Raw genomic sequence first — 16,922 nt, 5'->3', positions numbered from 1 at the left:
CGCAGACCGCGTTCGCCGCGGATCACGACCTGCCCGACACCGAACACGGTGGCCCACAGCAGATAGGCGTAGAGGATCGGGCGCCAATCGGCGAACCCCGCATGGATGGCTCCGGTGGCGTGCAGAATCTGGATCAGGAGCACGAGCAGGGACCCGAGCGAGGCCAGAGCAACAAGCGCTCGTCCTGCGTTGTTCCGGCTGGCAAGGGGGCGTTGCGATTTGAGCTTGTGGCGCCGTTGATCCGCCACCGGTGATGAGTTCTGCATCAAGACCGCACTCTGCCGATTTGGACTTTGACCCGGTCGCCGGGAAAGCCTCGGCTGGTGCCGCGAGCGGCGCCAGCCGAGGGTCCGATGGTCCGCCGGACCAATAGGGCGGGAAATTACGCGCCGAGTGACGCCTTATAGAGCGCGATCTGCTTGTCGCGACCGATCTGGTCGGTCAACTTTTCCCAGGCCGCGGCGATGTTGTTGGCGCCGGTCTGGGCGTCGTACTGGCCGGCGAAGATCTTGGTCAGCTCGTCTTCCGCGATGCTGTAGTACTGGAAAATGCCGGGAATGCGCGGCTCGACCGCACGGTTTGGGTGATTATAGGAGCCGAACTGCGAGTTCAGATAAGACGTGATGTACTTCCTGTCGTAGCCCGCCGCCACCCATTCGTCGATGTTGGAATGGCTTGCCCGATGAACCTGGAAGCCGGACGGATACATCACGGTCCACAGCGACAGGTCCTTGCCGCCGACATGCGCTGCGGCGCTCCACGCCGCCTTGTGCTTGCGTTCGTCGCCGTCAACCCTCGCCATGACGTAAATGCCCCAACCGAGATAAGCGCAGTTGGGAGCATGGTTTGGACCGCTCGCGAGCTTTTCCCAGCTGCGGGTCTTGGAATTGTAGACGTCGTCCGATCCGGGCAGGATGTCGAACCCGACGATGTCGCCGATGACGGAGGTGTCGCTCGCTTTCGCCACTTGGCCGATATCTCCCCACCAGGGAATCATCGCGCCGATGCCGGCCAGGAATTGCTGGAAGCCGGTGGTGTTTGGATCGGCGTTGAGCTGATCGGCCGGCTCGGACGGCAGCGCGTCGATGACGTCCTGAATGGCGCGAACCCAGGCCGGATTGCTGATGCGCGGCTTCATCGTGTCCACATCGAACAGCCAGGCCTTGTCGTCCGGATGTTTCGCGTAGGCCGTGGCGCGGCTGCCAAGGAAATAGAAGCCGAACCCACCCCAGGGCTTCGGCGCATCGAGGTAGCCGACCGCATTCTGGCCCTTGAATTTCTTGCCCTTGAGGAACTTGGTCACGACCTGGACCTGCTGCCAGGTCTTCGGCACGCCCCATTCGCCCTGGTTGCCGGCGTCCTTCCAGGCCTTGGCCAGACCGGGGTCGGAGAAATAGTCGGTCCTGTAATTGAAGTTGTGGCAGTCGCCGTCGATGGTGACGCGATAGGTCTTGCCGTTCCAGGTTCCAACCGGCGGCTTCAGGTATTCGACATAGTCGTCGATATCGATCTGCTTCTTGACCCAGTCCGGCATCTCCGACGCCAGGCCCTTGCCGCACACATCGCCCTCGAACGGGGCGCCCATTTCAAGGATATCGAAGTCGACCGTGCCGGTCGCGATCGCTTGTTGCAGTCGCGGGTTGTAGTCAGCCTGCGCGAGGTCGATCCAGGAAATTTTCGCTCCCGTGTAGGCCTCCCACGGTTTCAGGAAACCGCGGAAAAGCAGGTTGTGCAGATTCTGGTTGTTCAATCCCATGAAGGAGAGTTCGACGCCCTTGAATTCGCCCTCCTTGACGTTCGCTTTGGTCGGGCCAAGGCAAAGCTCGCCGACCTTCTGCCAATCGGCGTCGGTGGGGGCACCTTTGCCGACGCCTGGCGTTTGTAAAATCCGCGCCCGCAGACTGTCCTGTGCCAGCGCACGCTCGGAAAACGCGCCGAGAGCGCCAGCCGAGCCGAGGGCGGCCGCGCTGGCCGCTCCCTTGAGGACAGTGCGCCGGTCCGGTCGCGTTCGGAGATACTGATCGTACTCTTGCTGTTTCACCACGAAACCTCCCTGATTTTCTTGTTGCTTAAGTTTCAGTCGCCTGGGCACCGCTATTCTTACGGACAGGACGTTCGAGGACTTGATGTGTCCTCCACTCTTACTGGCGCAATCCGGTGAGGTGGTGACAGAGGCCTTTTCGAGTATGCAGCAGCCTTGATCAATGTCAACGAATCCGCCGGGAGACGTGGCGCCGGGGCCGGCGGGCGGGTTCTGTGACGCGATCCACTACGCCGGGTCGGGCGCAATGACACCCTTCTTGAATACGAAGCAGCCGTAGAAGCGCCGTTCGCCGGTCTGGATCACGCAATACGACTTCTTCGCGAGTTCATAAAAGGCGAATCGCTCGATCGAGCCCATGGCCAGGGGACTGCCCTGCGCAGCGTCGATCTCACGCTGCACCTCGATCTGCACCGCAGGCACCTCGTCGGGCTTGCCGACGATTTGCATTCGCAAAGCGGGCTTGTCGACAAAGGAATCAAGCGGCAGGACTGAAAGGATAGCGCGTGCCGCCCGGCCAGCCGTCACGTTATCAATCCGCAAGAGCCGCCCCAGCACGCTCTGACGGGCGACCGCGTCGGCCGGGAAATTCGTGTCACAGATGACGAGGTCGTCGCCATGGCCCATGGCCCGCAAGGCGTAAAGGACGTCTGCATTTAGAATTGGATCGATCGATTTCAGCATGCTGCGCCTCCCTTGAATTCGACGGATCCTTTTGGCGGCTGACAGCCGGGTCCTACCGATGCAGCCGTCTCCTTATAGCCCTTATAGAACTGGATCGGGCCGGCGGCCAGAGCGGCGCATCCGAGGAGGCGGAGCACAGCCGTCTTGACTTTACTTTTACACCAAATTACCTCGTGAGTGGATCAGCAGTGCCGGGAGTGGCACTGGGAAAGCCTGATCGTCCCACAAGCAAGTAGATGTCCTTTATTTCCCAAGGTCATAGTCCGTTTAATGGCAGCGTGCGTGCATCACTGGCTTAAGCTCGTAGCTGGGGCCCTGGTGCTCTGCGTGCTCGGCCTCCCGATCAACGACATCACCGGCTATGTGTGTTTAGCCGCCGCTACCATGGTCTTCTGCATCGCCAACATAAATACCTCGCGCCGCCGGCTGGCGGCAGCTGCCGCCGTCGCGATCGTTGCGTGCGCGATCCAATTGCTGGCGGCATCGCCGCTGATCGAGGAGGGCCACAATGTCTTTGTGGTCGATGACGCAGCTCCAACTTCGGCGCTCGAGCGCGGCTTGCCTCGCGATGTGTTCCGCTTCATGCTGGCCGAGTTCGATCGGATCTACCCGCCGGCCAACCGCTGCGACCGCAATGTCGCCGGGTGCTGGCGTCCGCAGCCGATGCCCGCGGGCGCCTATGCGTTCTCCGGCGACGCGGTCTACGACCGGCCTGCCTTCTCCCGTCGCGTGGCTTCCATCGAGATCGACGATCCGAGAGCATGGCGGACCGGCTTCATCAACGAGCGCAAATACAATTGGTACGACCGGGTAAGCGACGTCGAACGCGCGACCTTTCCCTGGTTCACGATGTTCAGATTCCCCTCTGACTACGCGGGTAGTTCGCTGTGCTGGAGAGGTATCGTGCTGTGGGAGGGCGATCGCGAACAGTTCACGCCGATCAAGCACGCTTCCGTCAGCTGCCGGACGCTGGAAGCCGCCGACACCGGACAGCGGATTTTTGCCGTGTCGATCGATCCCACCGAGCGGCTGTCGATGCGGCTCGAACAGACCGGTGCGTTGAAGCTGCGTAACGGCATCGCCGGCGGCGCGCGGCTGCTCGGCGTTCTTTTGATCGTCGTGCTGCTGGCAGCGCGGCCAATGATGCGCGACTTCATCCTGCCCTGCGGGTTGATCGCGGCGGCGCTCGCGGTTATCGCCGTCACCGATCCGATCTTTTTCGGCGGCATTCATATCTACGCCGGCGGCGATGACGGTCTGACGCATGAGGGCATGGGTCGCACCATCGTCCAGGCGCTGTTGCACGGCGATTTCGCGGCGGCATTGCGCAGCGACGAGAAAGTCTTCTATTTCGTGCCGGGCCTTCGTTACCTGCTGGCGCTGGAGAAATTCATCTTCGGAGATACGGAGTTTGGCTATTTCACGCTGCTGTGGACATCGCCTCTCCTGATTTTCGCGGTCTACCGACGGTTCGCCGGATCCGGTTGGGCGCTGCTCGCTGCGCTGCTGTTCGTCAGTTCGCTCGGCGCCGCGATCGGGCTGAGCCTGCGTTCTTTCACACTGATCGCGGCTGCGGGTTATCCGGATGTTGCGGGTACACTGGCATTCTTGGCTGGACTTCTGCTGGTGGCTTCCAAAGCTCGGGAGCACTGGTTTCGCGGCCTGAGCGGCGCGTTGCTGCTCGGCCTTGCGGTCTGGCTGCGACCAAACCTGTTGCCGCCGGCCGCGGTGGTCGTGCTCGGCGCGGTCGCGATGTCGGCGCGGTTGCGCGATCTGCCTCGCGCCGCAGCGCTCTGCGCCGGGTTCTCGGTTGTCGGACTGATGGCGCTCCACAACTGGGTATTTGGCCAGGTGTTCGTTCCCTTCGGGAGCAACGCCGCGATTCCGCAGGTGCTGGTTGTCCCGCCGCTTACTTATGCGCAAGCGCTGGCGGAGCTCGCGCATTTCGATCTGCACGGCGAGGCCGTGGCTCGTGTGGTCGCGCACCTTTACGTCGCGCTGCTCGGTCCCTCGCAGAAGCATGCTTCGATCATCATCTGCGCCGCCGAGGTCGCCATCGTGATCCGTGTCGCGCTCAGGCGGCAATCGCCGCAATGGGATCGGCTGCTTGCCGTCGCGGCTTTGGCCGGGTTTGGCATCATGCTGTTCTACGCCACCACCCCGCGCTACCATTTGCTGACATGGCTGCTCGCCGCGATCGTCAGCGCGACGTGGCTCGGCGACGAAGCTCTTTCGTGGCTGGGGCGAACCAAATTGTTGCAGCGATGGAATAAGCATTTCCTGGTCATGGAGGCGTTGAAGCAGTGGCGCTGGATCGAGCGACGGGCGCTGGCGCCACGACCGATACCGGGCCGATGACGCCAGCCCTTTCCTCACACGAGATGCGTGCCCTTCTCCGGTCGCTCTATCGCGATACCAACAGGCCGACGCGGGAACTCGTCGCCTGGCGGCACTTGATCTGCCCTTACGAGCCGGTAACGCGTTGGGTGCCACCTGCTGCAAATGTGCTCGACTTCGGCTGCGGCGCAGGCGCACTGCTTGCGCTGCTGTCGGAGCAGCATCAGATCGCATCCGGCACCGGCTGCGACGTTTCGAACGACGCCATCGCGGCAGCGAAAGCTGCGCAATGCCGGCTTTCCCACGATGTTGTCGATTTTCGCCATATCTCGGATTTCGAGGACATCCCGGCCGATAAATTCGATATCGTTGTCATGATCGACGTTCTTCATCACATTCCGCCGACACGCCAGCAGGAAGCGATCCATGCTGCGGCTCGCCGGGTAGCCCCTGGGGGGCGGTTGATCTACAAGGACATGACGAGCCACCCATTCTGGCGGCGGTGGGCCAACACGGCGCACGATCTGCTGTTGTCGCGGCAGGTTGTCCACTACGTCGCACCCGACAGGGTCGTGCGCTGGGCCCATGATGACGGCATGACACTGGTGCATGCCGAGGACTATTCACGTTTCGTGTACGGCCATCAGTTGCGGGTCTTTCTGCGATGAAAGCCGCGCTTGTCCTGATGCGGCCACAGCACTGGCCGAAGAACTTGCTTGTTTTCGGTGGACTGTTCTTCAGCGGCGAGATCGGCCGCAGCGGCACGTTGGGGCGCGTCGCGATCATCCTTGTGATGTTTTGTCTGCTCTCAAGCGCGACTTACGCTTTTAACGACTGGCGTGACATCGACGTCGACCGGCTCAACCCCGGGAAACGCCAGCGCCCGCTCGCCGCAGGCGCCATCAGCATTGGGGCTGCGCTGGCACTGATGGCCGCGCTCTATGCGGCGACGACTGCGATCGGGCTGCTGGCCGGGTTGAGTGCACCGATTTGGTGGTTGCTCGCCGCGTATGCGGCGCTCAACATCGGCTATTCGCTCGGCATCAAACATATCGCGGTATTGGAACTTTTTATCGTCGCTGCCGGCTTCGTGATCCGGTTTTTCGCAGGCGTCGTCGAGCTTGGAATAACGGCGTCCCCTTGGATCGTTTCGGCCATCGGAATGGGCTCTCTGCTGATCGTGAGCGCCAAACGACGTGCAGAGTTCGCCGACCTGCAGCATCGCCAATCGCGGCCCTCGCTTATCGGCTACAATCTTGCTTTTCTGGATTCCGTAGTTACGAGCTTGTGTGCCGGAACGCTGGTTGTCTATCTTTTGTTTTGCGTTTCCGATTACGCCGATACGCGATACGGCAAGGGCGTTATGCTCACGGCGATTCCAGTTGCGATGGGATTGCTGCGCTTTCTGCAGATCGTCCTGGTCGAAGGCGGCGGCGAGCAGCCTGTAGACCTGCTCTACCGCGACCGCTTCCTGTTGACGACGTTGACATGTTTCGGGCTCTTCTTTGCGTATTTCCTGTATTTCTGAGGCTCCGAGCCCCATCGAAGTATCCAACACGATCTTCTGGGCTTTCTCGGATCGGCGACGACCCTTTCCCCAACCACCGGGCTCGGCCGGTTGACCAGAAAAAGCCCCGATATCACCAAAAGCGCCGCCGCCCCGAAGGCCAGCGTCAGCGTATCATGCATGATGAAATAGCTGGCCACGACGCCGAACAGAGGGGTGATGAAGGTAAATGCCGATAATTTGCTGGCGGAATAGGTTTTGACCAGCGCGAACCACAAAAGAAAGGTCAATCCGACCACCCAGATCGCCTGATAGGCCATCAGCGCCAGCGCCAAGGGCCCGGGAAGATGGGTCAGGGTCTCGCCTGAAAGCCAGGCCGCCAGACCCAGGATCGGGATCGACATCGCCACCTGGTACGCAAGCGCCTTTTCGGGCGGGGCCCGCAGCAGCGAGGTGGTTTTCACCACGAGCGTCGTGGCGGCCCACAGCGCCCCGCCGCCGACGATCATCAGGTCGCCCAGGAGCACATTGGCATCGACATCGGCCTGGGGAACGCCGATTGCCAGCGCGACACCCAGAAAACTCACGGCGAGCCCGCCCCATTGCGAGCCGCGCAGCCGTTCGCCGAGCAACTGATAGGAGCCCAGCGCCACGAAAAACGGCGCGGTGTAGAGAAACACCACGGCGCGCGACGCCGACGTCAGCTTGAGGCCGCGGAAGATCAGCACGAATTCGACGCCGAACAAAAGGCCCGCGAACAGGCCGGCGGAGAGCGTGCCGTCGGAAACGAAGATTTTCACCCCGCGCGCCCGCGCGATCAGGAGCAATACCGGCAACGCACCGGCGGAGCGGATCATGGCCTGCAGCATCGGCGGAATGTCCGGCAGCGCCAGCTTGACCGCAATCTGGTTGAAACCCCAGCTCAGGCACAGCATCAGCATCAGCGCGATCGCGCCCGGGCTGAGCGGGCGCCCGGCCGAATTCGTGGTCAATGGTTTTGAAGTCATGAAGTCCGGTGCCGGCTTATCGCCGTGTTTTCAGGAGCATGATCCCGAGCCGCAGGGCCGCGTAAGCGCAAAATGACCTTCGGATTTTCGCAAAGCATCATGCCCAAATCCATATCAAGAATCCAAGCCCTGACAATGCGCACAGGTGCCGGTGATTTCGACCACCGAAAGTTTTGGCGCAAAACCGCTGGCGCGCGCGGCGGCGTTGAGACCCCGCGCCACCGGCATGGCCGGAATTTCGCCGACCGAACCGCAGGCGTCGCAGATCAGAAAGGCCACCATCGCCGCCGCGTCGTGGTCATGGGCGCAGGCGAGAAAGGCGTTGCGGCTTTCGATGCGGTGGACGAGGCCATTTTCCATCAGGAAATCGAGCGCGCGATAGACCGTGATCGGCGCCGGGGCCGGCATCGATTTCGCCAGTTCGTCGATCACCTCATAGGCGCCGAGCGGGCGGTGGCTGGACAACAGCGCCCGCAGCACCCGGCGGCGGATCGGCGTGAATTTCTGCGCCCGCAGCTTGCAGACCCCCTCGGCATGCGAGAGCCCGTCCGCGGTGCAGCGGTCGTGATCGTGATCGGGCGCGGGAAATGTCGGTTTTGTCGCGGTCATCCGGGGCATCATGTAACCCGCCCGCTCCGGTCCGTCTAATCCGGATTGAAAAATTTTGCGGCGCGGCATCGCGCCTGGCAGACGCGGCTTGTCCGCAGTCCCCTCCGAGAGACCGTGATTCCCCGGTCCGAGCCATGTGCGGACGGCGGGTCAGCCTTCCGGAAAGCCTCGATGTTCATAATTCATAAGCTTGCTTATTATATCGAAAGCTGCTTATTAGTTCGGAGGCTCATAAAGGGGATGGCGATGGTCCGCGGCACGGTGGATATGAATTTCCTGTTCACGCTGGGTGAACTGCAGCGGCTGGTGCGCGCCTATGCCGACAAGCAGGCCGCGCGCTACGGCATTACCCGCGCGCAATGGGCGGTTCTGGCCAAGGTCGAGCGCACCGAGGGACTGAAACAGTCGGAACTCGCGGAACAGATGGAAATGCAGCCGATCACGCTGACGCGGCTGATCGATCGGCTCTGCGACGCCGGCTGGATCGAGCGCCGCGGCGACGAGACCGACCGGCGCGTCAACCGGCTCTATCTGCGCAAGGCCGCCCGTCCCCTGCTCGGCAAATTGAGCGGGCTGCGCTCCGAACTGACGGCGACCGCGCTTGCGGGCATCAATCCCGCCGAGGCCCACCGCCTGCTCGCCCAGCTGGAAACCATCAAGGAAAACGTGCGCAACGCGATCCAGAACCCGGCCGGCGAGCCGCCGAAGAAGGAGCCGCGCTATGGCTGATCCGATCCTGAAATTTCCGCCGGAGCAAAAGGGCAGCCCACAGCCCAAGCCGGCGGAAAAAATAGCCGCGGAACCGCAGCCCCGGATGTCCGCGATGCGGCGTTACCGTCGCGCGCTGCTGCTGGTGGTCTTGCCGCTCGCCGCGCTGATCGGCGGCGTGATCTTCTATCTCAATGGCGGGCGCTACGTGACGACCGACGACGCCTATGTCGGGGCGCAGAAAGTCCTGATCACGCCCGATATCTCCGGCAGGATCGAAAAGGTGGTCGTCAAGGAAGGCCAGCTGGTCAAGCAAGGCGACGCGCTGCTCGAGATCGACCCGGTGCCGTTCCGCCTCGCGGCGGATCAGGCCCGGGCCATGCTCGCCCAGACCCGCACCACCTATGACAATCTCAGGGCCAACATCAAGATCTACGGCCAGATGCTCGATCTGGCGCAGCAGGGTGTCGACCTCAAGCAGCGCGACGTCGACCGCAAAACCGCGCTCGCCAAGAACAATTTCGGCTCCCAGCTCGATCTCGACAATTCGGCGACCGCACTTGTCACCGCGAGCGCGCAGCTCGAATTCCTCAAGCAGCAGCTTTCGAGCGCCAAGACCCAGTTGCTCGGCGATCCCGATTTGCCGCTCGAGCAATTTCCGCCCTACGCCCAGGCCAAGGCCGCGCTCGACCAGGCCGTGCGCAATCTCGATCACACCGCGATGCGCGCGCCGATGGCCGGCGTTGCGACCCAGGTCGAGCAGATCCAGCTCGGCCGCTTCGTCGCCGCCGGCACCCCGATGTTCTCGATCATCGATATTGCGAACCCGTGGGTCGATGCCAACCCGAAGGAATCGGATTTCACCTATGTCACGGTCGGCGAGCCGGTCACGATCGAGGTCGATGCCTTCCCCGATCATGTCTTCAAGGGCACCGTCGGCTCGCTCAGCCCCGGCACCGGCGCGCAATTCGCGATCCTGCCGGCGCAAAACGCCACCGGAAACTTCGTCAAGGTGGTGCAGCGCGTGCCGGTGCGGATCTATTTCGATGGCAACGACCCCTACGTCCGCAAGCTGAAGGCCGGCATGAGCGCCACGACCTCGATCGATACCGGCCATCTGCGCTCGCTCAAAGCCCTGCTCGGTCTCGCGCCGGCGGGTGCGGCCAAGGAGGAATGAGCGATCATGCCGAATTCGGCGGCAGCCCCGATCGCCGTTCCCGGCCTGCGCCGCAACATGGTGACGATCTGCGCCATGACCGCGACCATCATGCAGGCGCTCGACACCACCATCGCCAATGTGGCGCTGCCCTATATGCAGGGCAGCCTGTCGGCCTCGCAGGACCAGATCAACTGGGTCCTGACCTCCTACATCGTCGCCGCCGCGATCATGACCGCGCCGGTGGGCTGGATCGCCAACCGGTTCGGCCGCAAGCGGATCTTCATCATCTGCGCCGGCGGCTTCACCATCGCCTCGGTGCTGTGCGGGCTGGCCCAGGACATCGACCAGATGGTGCTGTTCCGGCTGCTGCAGGGCGTGTTCGGCGCCGCTTTGGTGCCGCTGTCGCAGGCGGTGATGCTCGATTCCTATGCGCTGCACGAGCGCGCCAAGGCGATGTCGATCTGGGGCATGGGGGTGATGATGGGCCCGATCATGGGACCCTCGCTCGGCGCCTGGCTGACCGAGACCTATTCCTGGCACTGGGTGTTTTTTGTCAATCTGCCGTTCGGGATCTTCACCGTGCTCGGCCTTCTGGTCTTCATGGACGAGACCCGCAAAAGCTTTGAGCTTCGCTTCGACTGGTTCGGCTTCGCGGCGCTGGCGGTCGCGATCGGCAGCCTGCAGCTCGCGCTCGACCGCGGCGAGCAGCTCGGCTGGCTGGAATCGGGCGAAATCATCGCCGAGTTCGTCGTCTCCGGCATCGGCTTCTATTATTTCTTCGCCCACTCGCTGACGACGTCCAGTCCGTTCATCCAGTTTGCTTTGTTCCGCGACCGCAACTTCATCACCGGTTGCGTCTTCATGGCGGTGATGGGGCTCGTGCTGTATTCGACCATGGCGCTGGCCTCGCCCTATCTGCAGAACGTGATCGGCTATCCCATCATCACCGCGGGCGTGCTGCTGGCGAGCCGCGGCTGCGGCACCTTTGTCGCCATGATGCTGGTCGGCCGCATGATGCATTATATCGAGGCGCGCACGCTGATCATCTCGGGTCTTGGTCTGACCGCGCTGTCGCTGTTCTACATGACCGGCTGGACCGATCAGACCGGCGTGCCGGAAATCGTGACCTTGAGCATCATCCAGGGTTTTGGCTTCGGCCTGGTGTTCGTGCCGCTCTCGACGGTCGCCTTCCTGACGCTGCCCAACCAGCTCCGGACCGACGGCACGGCGATGCTGACCCTGATGCGCAATGTCGCCAGCTCGATCGGCATCTCGGTCGTGATCGCGCAGCTCACGGAAGGCGCGCGGCGCGCGCACGCCGTCCTCTCCGAGCACGTCAATCCCTTCAACCATGCGATGCAGATGCCCGACGTCTCCGGCATGATCAACATGGGCACCGACGCCGGCCGCGCTTTGGCGGACGCGATGGTCAACGTGCAGGCGCAGATCATCGCGTTTTCCAGGGACTACCAGATGGTGATGATCTTCATCCTCTGCACGATCCCGCTCGCGCTCATGATCGGCTCAAGCCGCGCCGCCCTGCGCAAGCAGTCGGCCGCGCCCGAGCATGCGGTGATCGAGTAGCGGCAGGAATCAAAACGATCGAATCGGATCTGCTTCTCCCCGCCCCCCGCCCCGCGAAGCGGTGGGGAGCCGTTAGCCCTGCCGGCTATTGACCATCCGGCCGGGGGGCCGGCAACGGGGCGCCCCCGACGGAAATGCGGCCCACCGGTTTGGCAACCGGTGGTTTTTTCCGTTCGCCGACGGGCGGCGGCCGCGCGGGGATGGCTGGCTGCGATGGCGGCAGGGTGGCCGTGCTCTGCATCGCTTCGATGCGAGCCGCCAGAGCCGATACCTGATCGGAGAGAGTTTTCAGGTCGGTCCGTTCGGCGGCGATGTCCTGGGTCGCGGCCTTCAGCGAATCCCCGGTCAATTGCTGGAACGCCTGAAAATCCCTCAGCGTCACGGCATCTTCGTCCCGCGCGACCAACGGGGCCGCGACTGGGCTGCCCACGGACGACACTTGCTGGACCAGCCGGTCATAATTGAGCAGGAGGTAGGCGGTCGCGGTCGCGGCCGCGCCGACGGCCAACGCCGCGAAAAACACCAGGAAGCCGCGAACTCGCATGGCTAGTGTTCCCAACATCGACGGATGGCCCCGACTATATCCCCGGTTGAGCCGGTCGATCTACGGGAATCCGGGATGCAACCTAAATCGGCATTTTCCAGCGTGTATGGGGCGTCCTCGCATGAGCCATAGGGCCGCTGCGCGCGTTCCGTGCCTGGCCCGAGATATGCTAATCCCTGCCCATGGCTGAACACGCGCGCGATCCCGAGCCGGGGCCGATTCCCGCGGCCCCGCCCGCGCCGTCGTTCGGCCTGCGCGCGCTGTTTCGTTTGCGGTCGGTGCAATCGCGCTGGCCCTATGCCCTGCGGGCTGCCTTCTGCATGGGCCTGCCCGTCATCATCGGCTGGGCCCTCAATGACGTCGGCTCGGGGTTGATGGCGACACTCGGCGCCTTTACCGGGCTGTACGGCAGCGGGCGACCCTATCTCAGCCGCGCGCGCCTGCTCGCAACGCTTGCCGGCTGCTTTGCGCTCGCGGTCTGGCTCGGCGGTACCGCCGCCTCCGCCGCCAGCCCCTGGCCGCCGATCCTCGCGGTCGCCCTGATCGCGGCGACGGCGACGCTGCTCTGCAACGCCCTGAGGGTCGGCCCGCCCGGCGCCTACATGATCGTTCTGGTCTGCGCCGCCGGAACCTTCATGCGGACTGAAGACATCGACCCCGGGCGCACCGCGCTTCTCGCTCTGGCCGGCGGCATGCTGGCCTTGCTGGTTCACATGAGTGGCGCGCTCGCGCAGCCGCGCGCGCCTGAAAAACGCGCGGTCGCCGCCGCTGCGCAGTGCCTGATCGATTTCATTTCCGCGATCGGGTCGCCGCGCGAGGCGCTGGCGCAGCACCATGCCGCGGCCGCCCTGCACCAGGCCTGGTCCATCCTGGTGACCTACCAGCCGGTCCGGCCACGCCCCGACACCACGCTGCATCGGCTGCGGGTTCTCAATCGCCGGCTGAACCTGCTGTTCGCGGACGTCAACGGCCAAGCGAGCCGCCACGAGGCGCTGTCGAGCGCGACGCTGGAAAACGCACGCGGGCTCGCCCGCCTGGCGCAAGAGCCGGAATCGGTTGCCGAGCCCGACGACGTCGTCATCCCGCTCGGGCACTTTGGCGCATGGCAGGCGCTCAAGGACGCGGTCGCCCCACGATCTCCCCAGCTCCGCATCGCGCTTCGCGCCGGCTTTGCGACCTTGCTCGCCGGCGCGGCCGCCTCCGAACTCGGGCTGGAGCGGGCGTACTGGGCGATGGCGGCCGCGGTGTTGATGCTGCATCAGGGACTGGATCTGGTGCGGACGCTGCAGCGGGGACTGGAGCGCATGCTCGGCACCTGGGCCGGCCTGATCATCGCATGGGGCGTGATCGCGTTGCGCCCCGCCGGATTAGGGCTCGCGGCCACGCTGATGACGTTCCAGTTTCTGATCGAGATCTTCGTGCTGCGCAATTACGCGATCGCGGTGGCCTTCATCACCCCGGTTGCGCTGACCATCGCGGCCGGCGGCCACGCCGTGTCCGACATCCCGCATTTGCTGCTCGCGCGCGGTGTCGACACCACGCTGGGCTGCGCCATCGCACTGCTGGTGTTGATGGTGACGACGCCGAAACGGACCACAGGCGGGGTGTCTTTGGCCCTGCGCCGGACGCTCGCGGCGGCCGATCGGGTGCTCGCGTGCCTCGCCGGCGGCTCCGTCACCGACGGGGCCGCCCGGGCGGCCCGCCGCGACTTGCAGCATCATTCGCTGATCCTGCTGCAGGCCTATGATGAGAGCATCGGCGCGTCGATCCACGAACGGGATGTCGCCGAGAGCTTCTGGCCCGCGGTGGTGGCCGCGCAGCGCCTGGCCTATCGCCTTCTCGCCGCCTGCTGGCAGCGCGAGCGAAACGGTCCCCATCCGACCGAACCAGTGCCGGAGCCCGAGGCCGTCAGGCAGGCGCGGAGCGCCCTTGCCGCTATCGCCGAAGATCTCGGAAACCGGTCCGACGTGCTGGCGGACGTCACGACCGCGAACTTTCTCGGAGCCGAGATATCAGCGCTTCGCGCTTCGCTTCCGACTGTAAGATGACGATTGACAAATGTAAAGTATCGTTTTACATGACCTAGCCTAACGGTCGGGGAACAATGATCGAAAGTTTCAAGCACAAAGGGCTGAGGCAGCTTTTCGAGGACGATAACACCAGGGGCTTGAACGCCGAACACGTGCGCAAGCTCAGACAGATTCTGGGCGTGCTGCAAGCGGCGGAAACGATCGAGGCGCTACGCCTGCCGACTTTCGGGCTGCATCCGTTGAAGGGCGACCTTAAAGGCTTCTGGGCCGTGACCGTTCGCGCGAACTGGCGGGTTATTTTTCGGTTCGAGAATGGCACCGCATCCGATGTTGACCTTGTGGACTATCACTGAGGGAGCAAAATGACATGGCGATGAAAAATCCGCCCCACCCTGGCGAGCTGCTCGGCGATACGCTCGACGAACTGAAGGTTTCGATTGTCGCCGCAGCGAAGGGTCTTGGGATCACGCGGCAGCAACTTCACAACGTGATAGCGGGACGCAGCGGGATCACGCCGGAAATGGCCGTCAAGCTTGAGAAAGCGATCGGCAGCACGGCCGACACCTGGCTCAGGATGCAGATGAATTACGACCTGGCCCGGGTTCGCAAGCGCACCTTCAAGGTTAAGCGGTTGGTGCCGGCTTAGCCTCAATGAACCGTCGCGGGCATCGCGCTCAATAAACCTGCGGGACGAAACGCTGGCTCGATTTTTTGGGCCGCTTGTAGCCGGTATCCGGCTGGCGCGGCGGCAGCTCGATCTCGCGGGTCGGGAGCGTGTTGTATGGCGTCTCTTCGGTCTCTGTTACTCGATCGGCGGGCGCGGCAGCACGGCCTCGCCCGCTTCCATCCGGTAGACGTGATCGAGCGAATACCAGGGCGCGGTGACATCGGGCTCCGTCGGATGCGGCTCTTGATGACGTACGAAATCGCCCATCAGCGCCTTGGTCACGCCGAACTGGACGTCGCTGTCGATATGCGGGTCGGCGGGATCGTAGACCTGGGAAATCAGCACCTTGAATCGCGGCTTGAAAATCAGCGCGTGGAGATGCGCCGGCCGATAGGGATGCCGGTTCTGTGACTTCAGCAGCCGGCCGACCACCCCGTTGGTTGGTATAGGGTAGCCGACCATCATCACCGAGCGAAACCGGAAGCAGCCTTCGGCATCGGTGGTAAACTTGCCGCGCAGGTTCATGTCCGCCTGTTCGGGATCCTGGTTCTCGTAGAACCCGACCGGGGAAGCGTGCCAGACATCGACATCCGCCCCGGCAATCGGCCGTCCGTCTTTATCGATGACGCGGCCTTTGACCAAAAGCGGCGGCCCCGGTGTCGGGGAGCGCACGATGGTCCCGCCGTTTTCCACCCGCGGCGAGTTCAGCCGCCAGAACGGTCCGAGCAGCGACTGATCCGTTTCGGTATTGCCCTGATCGCCATTATTCAGCAGACATACCAGCGACGAGACGCCGAGCGAGCCGGCCACCAGCACGACTTCGTTATGCGAGGCGGTCGAGAGCTGCCCCAGCTCGGCCAGGATGGCGGCGGCCTCGCGGAATTCCGCTTCGGTCAGCCTGATGTCGCGGACAAAGCCATGGAGATGCCTGACCAGCGAGATCATGATCTGGCGCAGCCGCGGGTCGGATGTCCGTTCCATCACGGTGAGGACTGCTGGTGTGACATCCTCTTGACGTTCGATGATCATTCCTTACTCCCAGGATCGCGGCTAGCGTCAACCGTCAAAACTATGCAACCGGATCCTGGTTCTCCCCTCCCCCCGCGCAGCGGTGGGGAGGGAGCCTGCCCCGGACTTGATCCGGGGTCGGGGGTGGGGGGTCCATCGGCAGGAACCGCTGCTTCGGTGAATGCCGCGCCACCCCCCGACCCCTCCCTCCACGCGCGATGCGCGTGGAGGGAGGGGAGCCTCTCAATTCAGTTTCTCGATCGCCATCGCCACGCCCTGCCCGACCCCGACACACATGGTGGCCAGCGCGCGCATTCCGCCGCGCTTTTCCATGCCGTGCACTGCCGTCAACACGAGCCGCGCCCCGCTCATGCCCAAGGGATGGCCGAGCGCGATCGCGCCGCCATGCGGATTGACGAAATCGGCATCCTCAGGCACGCCGAGCTGGCGCAGGCAGGCGATGCCCTGGCTGGCAAAGGCTTCATTGAGCTCGATCAGGTCGAAATCGCTGATTTTCAGGCCGAGCCGCGCCATCAGCTTGCGGGTCGCCGGCACCGGGCCGATGCCCATGATGCGCGGCGGCACCGCGGCTGAAGCCAGCCCCAGGATCCGCGCCCGCGGCGTCAGCCCGTGCTTCTTCACGGCTGGCTCGGAGGCGAGAATCATCGCCGCCGCGCCATCGTTGACCCCGGAGGCATTGCCGGCGGTCACGGTGCCGGGATTGCGCACGATCGGCTTCAGTTTTGTCAGACCTTCGAGCGTGGTCTCGGGGCGCGGATGCTCGTCCTTCGCCACGGAGATCGGCCCCGCCTTGCCGCCCGGCGCCGAGACCGCCGTGATTTCCTCGGCAAAATAACCCGACGCGATCGCCGCTCCGGCACGCTGCTGCGAGCGAATGGCAAAGGCGTCCTGGTCGGCACGCGAGACCTGGAATTCCTCGGCGACGTTCTCGCCGGTCTCGGGCATCGCATCGACGCCATATTGCGCCTTCATCAAGGGGTTGATGAAGCGCCAGCCGATGGTGGTGTCGAAGATTT

At 63.7% G+C, this 16,922-nt stretch carries 15 protein-coding genes and 2 pseudogenes; 9 read left to right on the top strand and 8 right to left on the bottom strand.

Annotation, left to right across the window (positions count from 1 at the left end):
- From ABSG20_RS11940 to ABSG20_RS11930, 3 genes and pseudogenes are all read right to left on the bottom strand, one after another.
- A pseudogene (locus ABSG20_RS11940) lies at positions 1-266 on the bottom strand (sugar ABC transporter permease); the annotation flags it as partial.
- A 116-nt stretch (positions 267-382) separates the two neighbouring features.
- Positions 383-2,041 carry a sugar ABC transporter substrate-binding protein gene (locus ABSG20_RS11935; RefSeq protein WP_423864701.1) on the bottom strand — a complete coding sequence of 553 codons (1,659 nt, stop codon included), beginning with the start codon at positions 2,039-2,041 and terminating at the stop codon, positions 383-385.
- 228 nt (positions 2,042-2,269) lie between these two features.
- Entirely contained in the window at positions 2,270-2,725 is a 456-nt protein-coding gene (locus tag ABSG20_RS11930) for an RbsD/FucU family protein (RefSeq protein ID WP_423864700.1), read from the bottom strand.
- Between the two features lie 282 nt (positions 2,726-3,007).
- Between ABSG20_RS11930 and ABSG20_RS11925 the strand changes: the two genes are divergently transcribed.
- Genes ABSG20_RS11925 through ABSG20_RS11915 form a run of 3 tightly spaced genes read left to right on the top strand, consistent with a single transcriptional unit; the run spans position 3,008 to position 6,590 of the window.
- Entirely contained in the window at positions 3,008-5,083 is a 2,076-nt protein-coding gene (locus tag ABSG20_RS11925) for a hypothetical protein (protein ID WP_423864699.1), read from the top strand.
- On the top strand, positions 5,080-5,730 hold the full coding sequence (locus ABSG20_RS11920) for a class I SAM-dependent methyltransferase (protein WP_423864698.1): 651 nt from the start codon (positions 5,080-5,082) through the stop codon (positions 5,728-5,730). Before ABSG20_RS11925 ends, ABSG20_RS11920 begins: the two co-directional genes overlap by 4 nt.
- Positions 5,727-6,590 carry a UbiA prenyltransferase family protein gene (locus ABSG20_RS11915; protein ID WP_423864697.1) on the top strand — a complete coding sequence of 288 codons (864 nt, stop codon included), beginning with the start codon at positions 5,727-5,729 and terminating at the stop codon, positions 6,588-6,590. The genes ABSG20_RS11920 and ABSG20_RS11915 overlap by 4 nt, the downstream gene beginning before the upstream one ends.
- Positions 6,591-6,670: 80 nt before the next feature.
- Here ABSG20_RS11915 and ABSG20_RS11910 read toward each other — a convergent pair.
- Both ABSG20_RS11910 and ABSG20_RS11905 read right to left on the bottom strand, forming a co-directional pair.
- Positions 6,671-7,510: pseudogene (locus ABSG20_RS11910) on the bottom strand (DMT family transporter); the annotation flags it as partial.
- A 180-nt stretch (positions 7,511-7,690) separates the two neighbouring features.
- The gene (locus ABSG20_RS11905; protein ID WP_423864696.1) at positions 7,691-8,185 is read right to left on the bottom strand and encodes a Fur family transcriptional regulator; all 495 of its coding nucleotides are present in this window, start codon (positions 8,183-8,185) and stop codon (positions 7,691-7,693) included.
- Positions 8,186-8,431: 246 nt separating this feature from the next.
- Between ABSG20_RS11905 and ABSG20_RS11900 the strand changes: the two genes are divergently transcribed.
- From ABSG20_RS11900 to ABSG20_RS11890, 3 genes are read left to right on the top strand one after another with little or no spacing between them, the layout of a single operon-like run.
- Entirely contained in the window at positions 8,432-8,914 is a 483-nt protein-coding gene (locus tag ABSG20_RS11900; RefSeq protein WP_423864702.1) for a MarR family winged helix-turn-helix transcriptional regulator, read from the top strand.
- Entirely contained in the window at positions 8,907-10,070 is a 1,164-nt protein-coding gene (locus ABSG20_RS11895; RefSeq protein WP_423864695.1) for an HlyD family secretion protein, read from the top strand. Before ABSG20_RS11900 ends, ABSG20_RS11895 begins: the two co-directional genes overlap by 8 nt.
- Positions 10,071-10,076: 6 nt before the next feature.
- Complete coding sequence (locus ABSG20_RS11890) at positions 10,077-11,636, top strand: MDR family MFS transporter (RefSeq protein ID WP_423864694.1); 1,560 nt, start codon at positions 10,077-10,079, stop codon at positions 11,634-11,636.
- An 85-nt stretch (positions 11,637-11,721) separates the two neighbouring features.
- On the opposite strand, the gene ABSG20_RS11885 is transcribed toward ABSG20_RS11890, so the two are convergent.
- On the bottom strand, positions 11,722-12,180 hold the full coding sequence (locus tag ABSG20_RS11885) for a hypothetical protein (protein ID WP_423864693.1): 459 nt from the start codon (positions 12,178-12,180) through the stop codon (positions 11,722-11,724).
- Between the two features lie 182 nt (positions 12,181-12,362).
- On the opposite strand from ABSG20_RS11885, the gene ABSG20_RS11880 reads away from it, so the two are divergent.
- The 3 genes from ABSG20_RS11880 to ABSG20_RS11870 are packed head-to-tail and all read left to right on the top strand — an operon-like array spanning position 12,363 to position 14,856.
- Entirely contained in the window at positions 12,363-14,228 is a 1,866-nt protein-coding gene (locus ABSG20_RS11880; protein ID WP_423864692.1) for an FUSC family protein, read from the top strand.
- Between the two features lie 56 nt (positions 14,229-14,284).
- On the top strand, positions 14,285-14,563 hold the full coding sequence (locus ABSG20_RS11875; RefSeq protein ID WP_423864691.1) for a type II toxin-antitoxin system RelE/ParE family toxin: 279 nt from the start codon (positions 14,285-14,287) through the stop codon (positions 14,561-14,563).
- 14 nt (positions 14,564-14,577) lie between these two features.
- Positions 14,578-14,856 (top strand): HigA family addiction module antitoxin, encoded by a 279-nt coding sequence (locus tag ABSG20_RS11870; RefSeq protein ID WP_423864690.1) that lies wholly within the window; start codon positions 14,578-14,580, stop codon positions 14,854-14,856.
- A 156-nt stretch (positions 14,857-15,012) separates the two neighbouring features.
- On the opposite strand, the gene ABSG20_RS11865 is transcribed toward ABSG20_RS11870, so the two are convergent.
- Entirely contained in the window at positions 15,013-15,906 is an 894-nt protein-coding gene (locus ABSG20_RS11865) for a dioxygenase family protein (RefSeq protein WP_423864689.1), read from the bottom strand.
- A gap of 222 nt (positions 15,907-16,128) precedes the next feature.
- Positions 16,129-16,922 (bottom strand): acetyl-CoA C-acyltransferase (locus tag ABSG20_RS11860; RefSeq protein WP_423864688.1); only part of this gene is annotated, 794 nt, incomplete at its 5' end.

The organism is Bradyrhizobium sp. (assembly GCF_049512235.1).
Lineage (GTDB): Bacteria > Pseudomonadota > Alphaproteobacteria > Rhizobiales > Xanthobacteraceae > Bradyrhizobium.
This window is presented reverse-complemented; position numbering and strand designations above follow the sequence as displayed.

What these genes read in the sequence shown, in the direction of transcription:
- ABSG20_RS11885 (WP_423864693.1), bottom strand. Translation starts at nt 12,180, where the DNA reads ATGCGAGTTCGCGGCTTCCTGGTGTTTTTCGCGGCGTTGGCCGTCGGC.
- ABSG20_RS11865 (WP_423864689.1), bottom strand. Translation starts at nt 15,906, where the DNA reads ATGATCATCGAACGTCAAGAGGATGTCACACCAGCAGTCCTCACCGTG.
- ABSG20_RS11905 (WP_423864696.1), bottom strand. Translation starts at nt 8,185, where the DNA reads ATGACCGCGACAAAACCGACATTTCCCGCGCCCGATCACGATCACGAC.
- ABSG20_RS11875 (WP_423864691.1), top strand. Translation starts at nt 14,285, where the DNA reads ATGATCGAAAGTTTCAAGCACAAAGGGCTGAGGCAGCTTTTCGAGGAC.
- ABSG20_RS11915 (WP_423864697.1), top strand. Translation starts at nt 5,727, where the DNA reads ATGAAAGCCGCGCTTGTCCTGATGCGGCCACAGCACTGGCCGAAGAAC.
- ABSG20_RS11890 (WP_423864694.1), top strand. Translation starts at nt 10,077, where the DNA reads ATGCCGAATTCGGCGGCAGCCCCGATCGCCGTTCCCGGCCTGCGCCGC.
- ABSG20_RS11870 (WP_423864690.1), top strand. Translation starts at nt 14,578, where the DNA reads ATGGCGATGAAAAATCCGCCCCACCCTGGCGAGCTGCTCGGCGATACG.
- ABSG20_RS11930 (WP_423864700.1), bottom strand. Translation starts at nt 2,725, where the DNA reads ATGCTGAAATCGATCGATCCAATTCTAAATGCAGACGTCCTTTACGCC.
- ABSG20_RS11880 (WP_423864692.1), top strand. Translation starts at nt 12,363, where the DNA reads ATGGCTGAACACGCGCGCGATCCCGAGCCGGGGCCGATTCCCGCGGCC.
- ABSG20_RS11920 (WP_423864698.1), top strand. Translation starts at nt 5,080, where the DNA reads ATGACGCCAGCCCTTTCCTCACACGAGATGCGTGCCCTTCTCCGGTCG.
- ABSG20_RS11895 (WP_423864695.1), top strand. Translation starts at nt 8,907, where the DNA reads ATGGCTGATCCGATCCTGAAATTTCCGCCGGAGCAAAAGGGCAGCCCA.
- ABSG20_RS11900 (WP_423864702.1), top strand. Translation starts at nt 8,432, where the DNA reads ATGGTCCGCGGCACGGTGGATATGAATTTCCTGTTCACGCTGGGTGAA.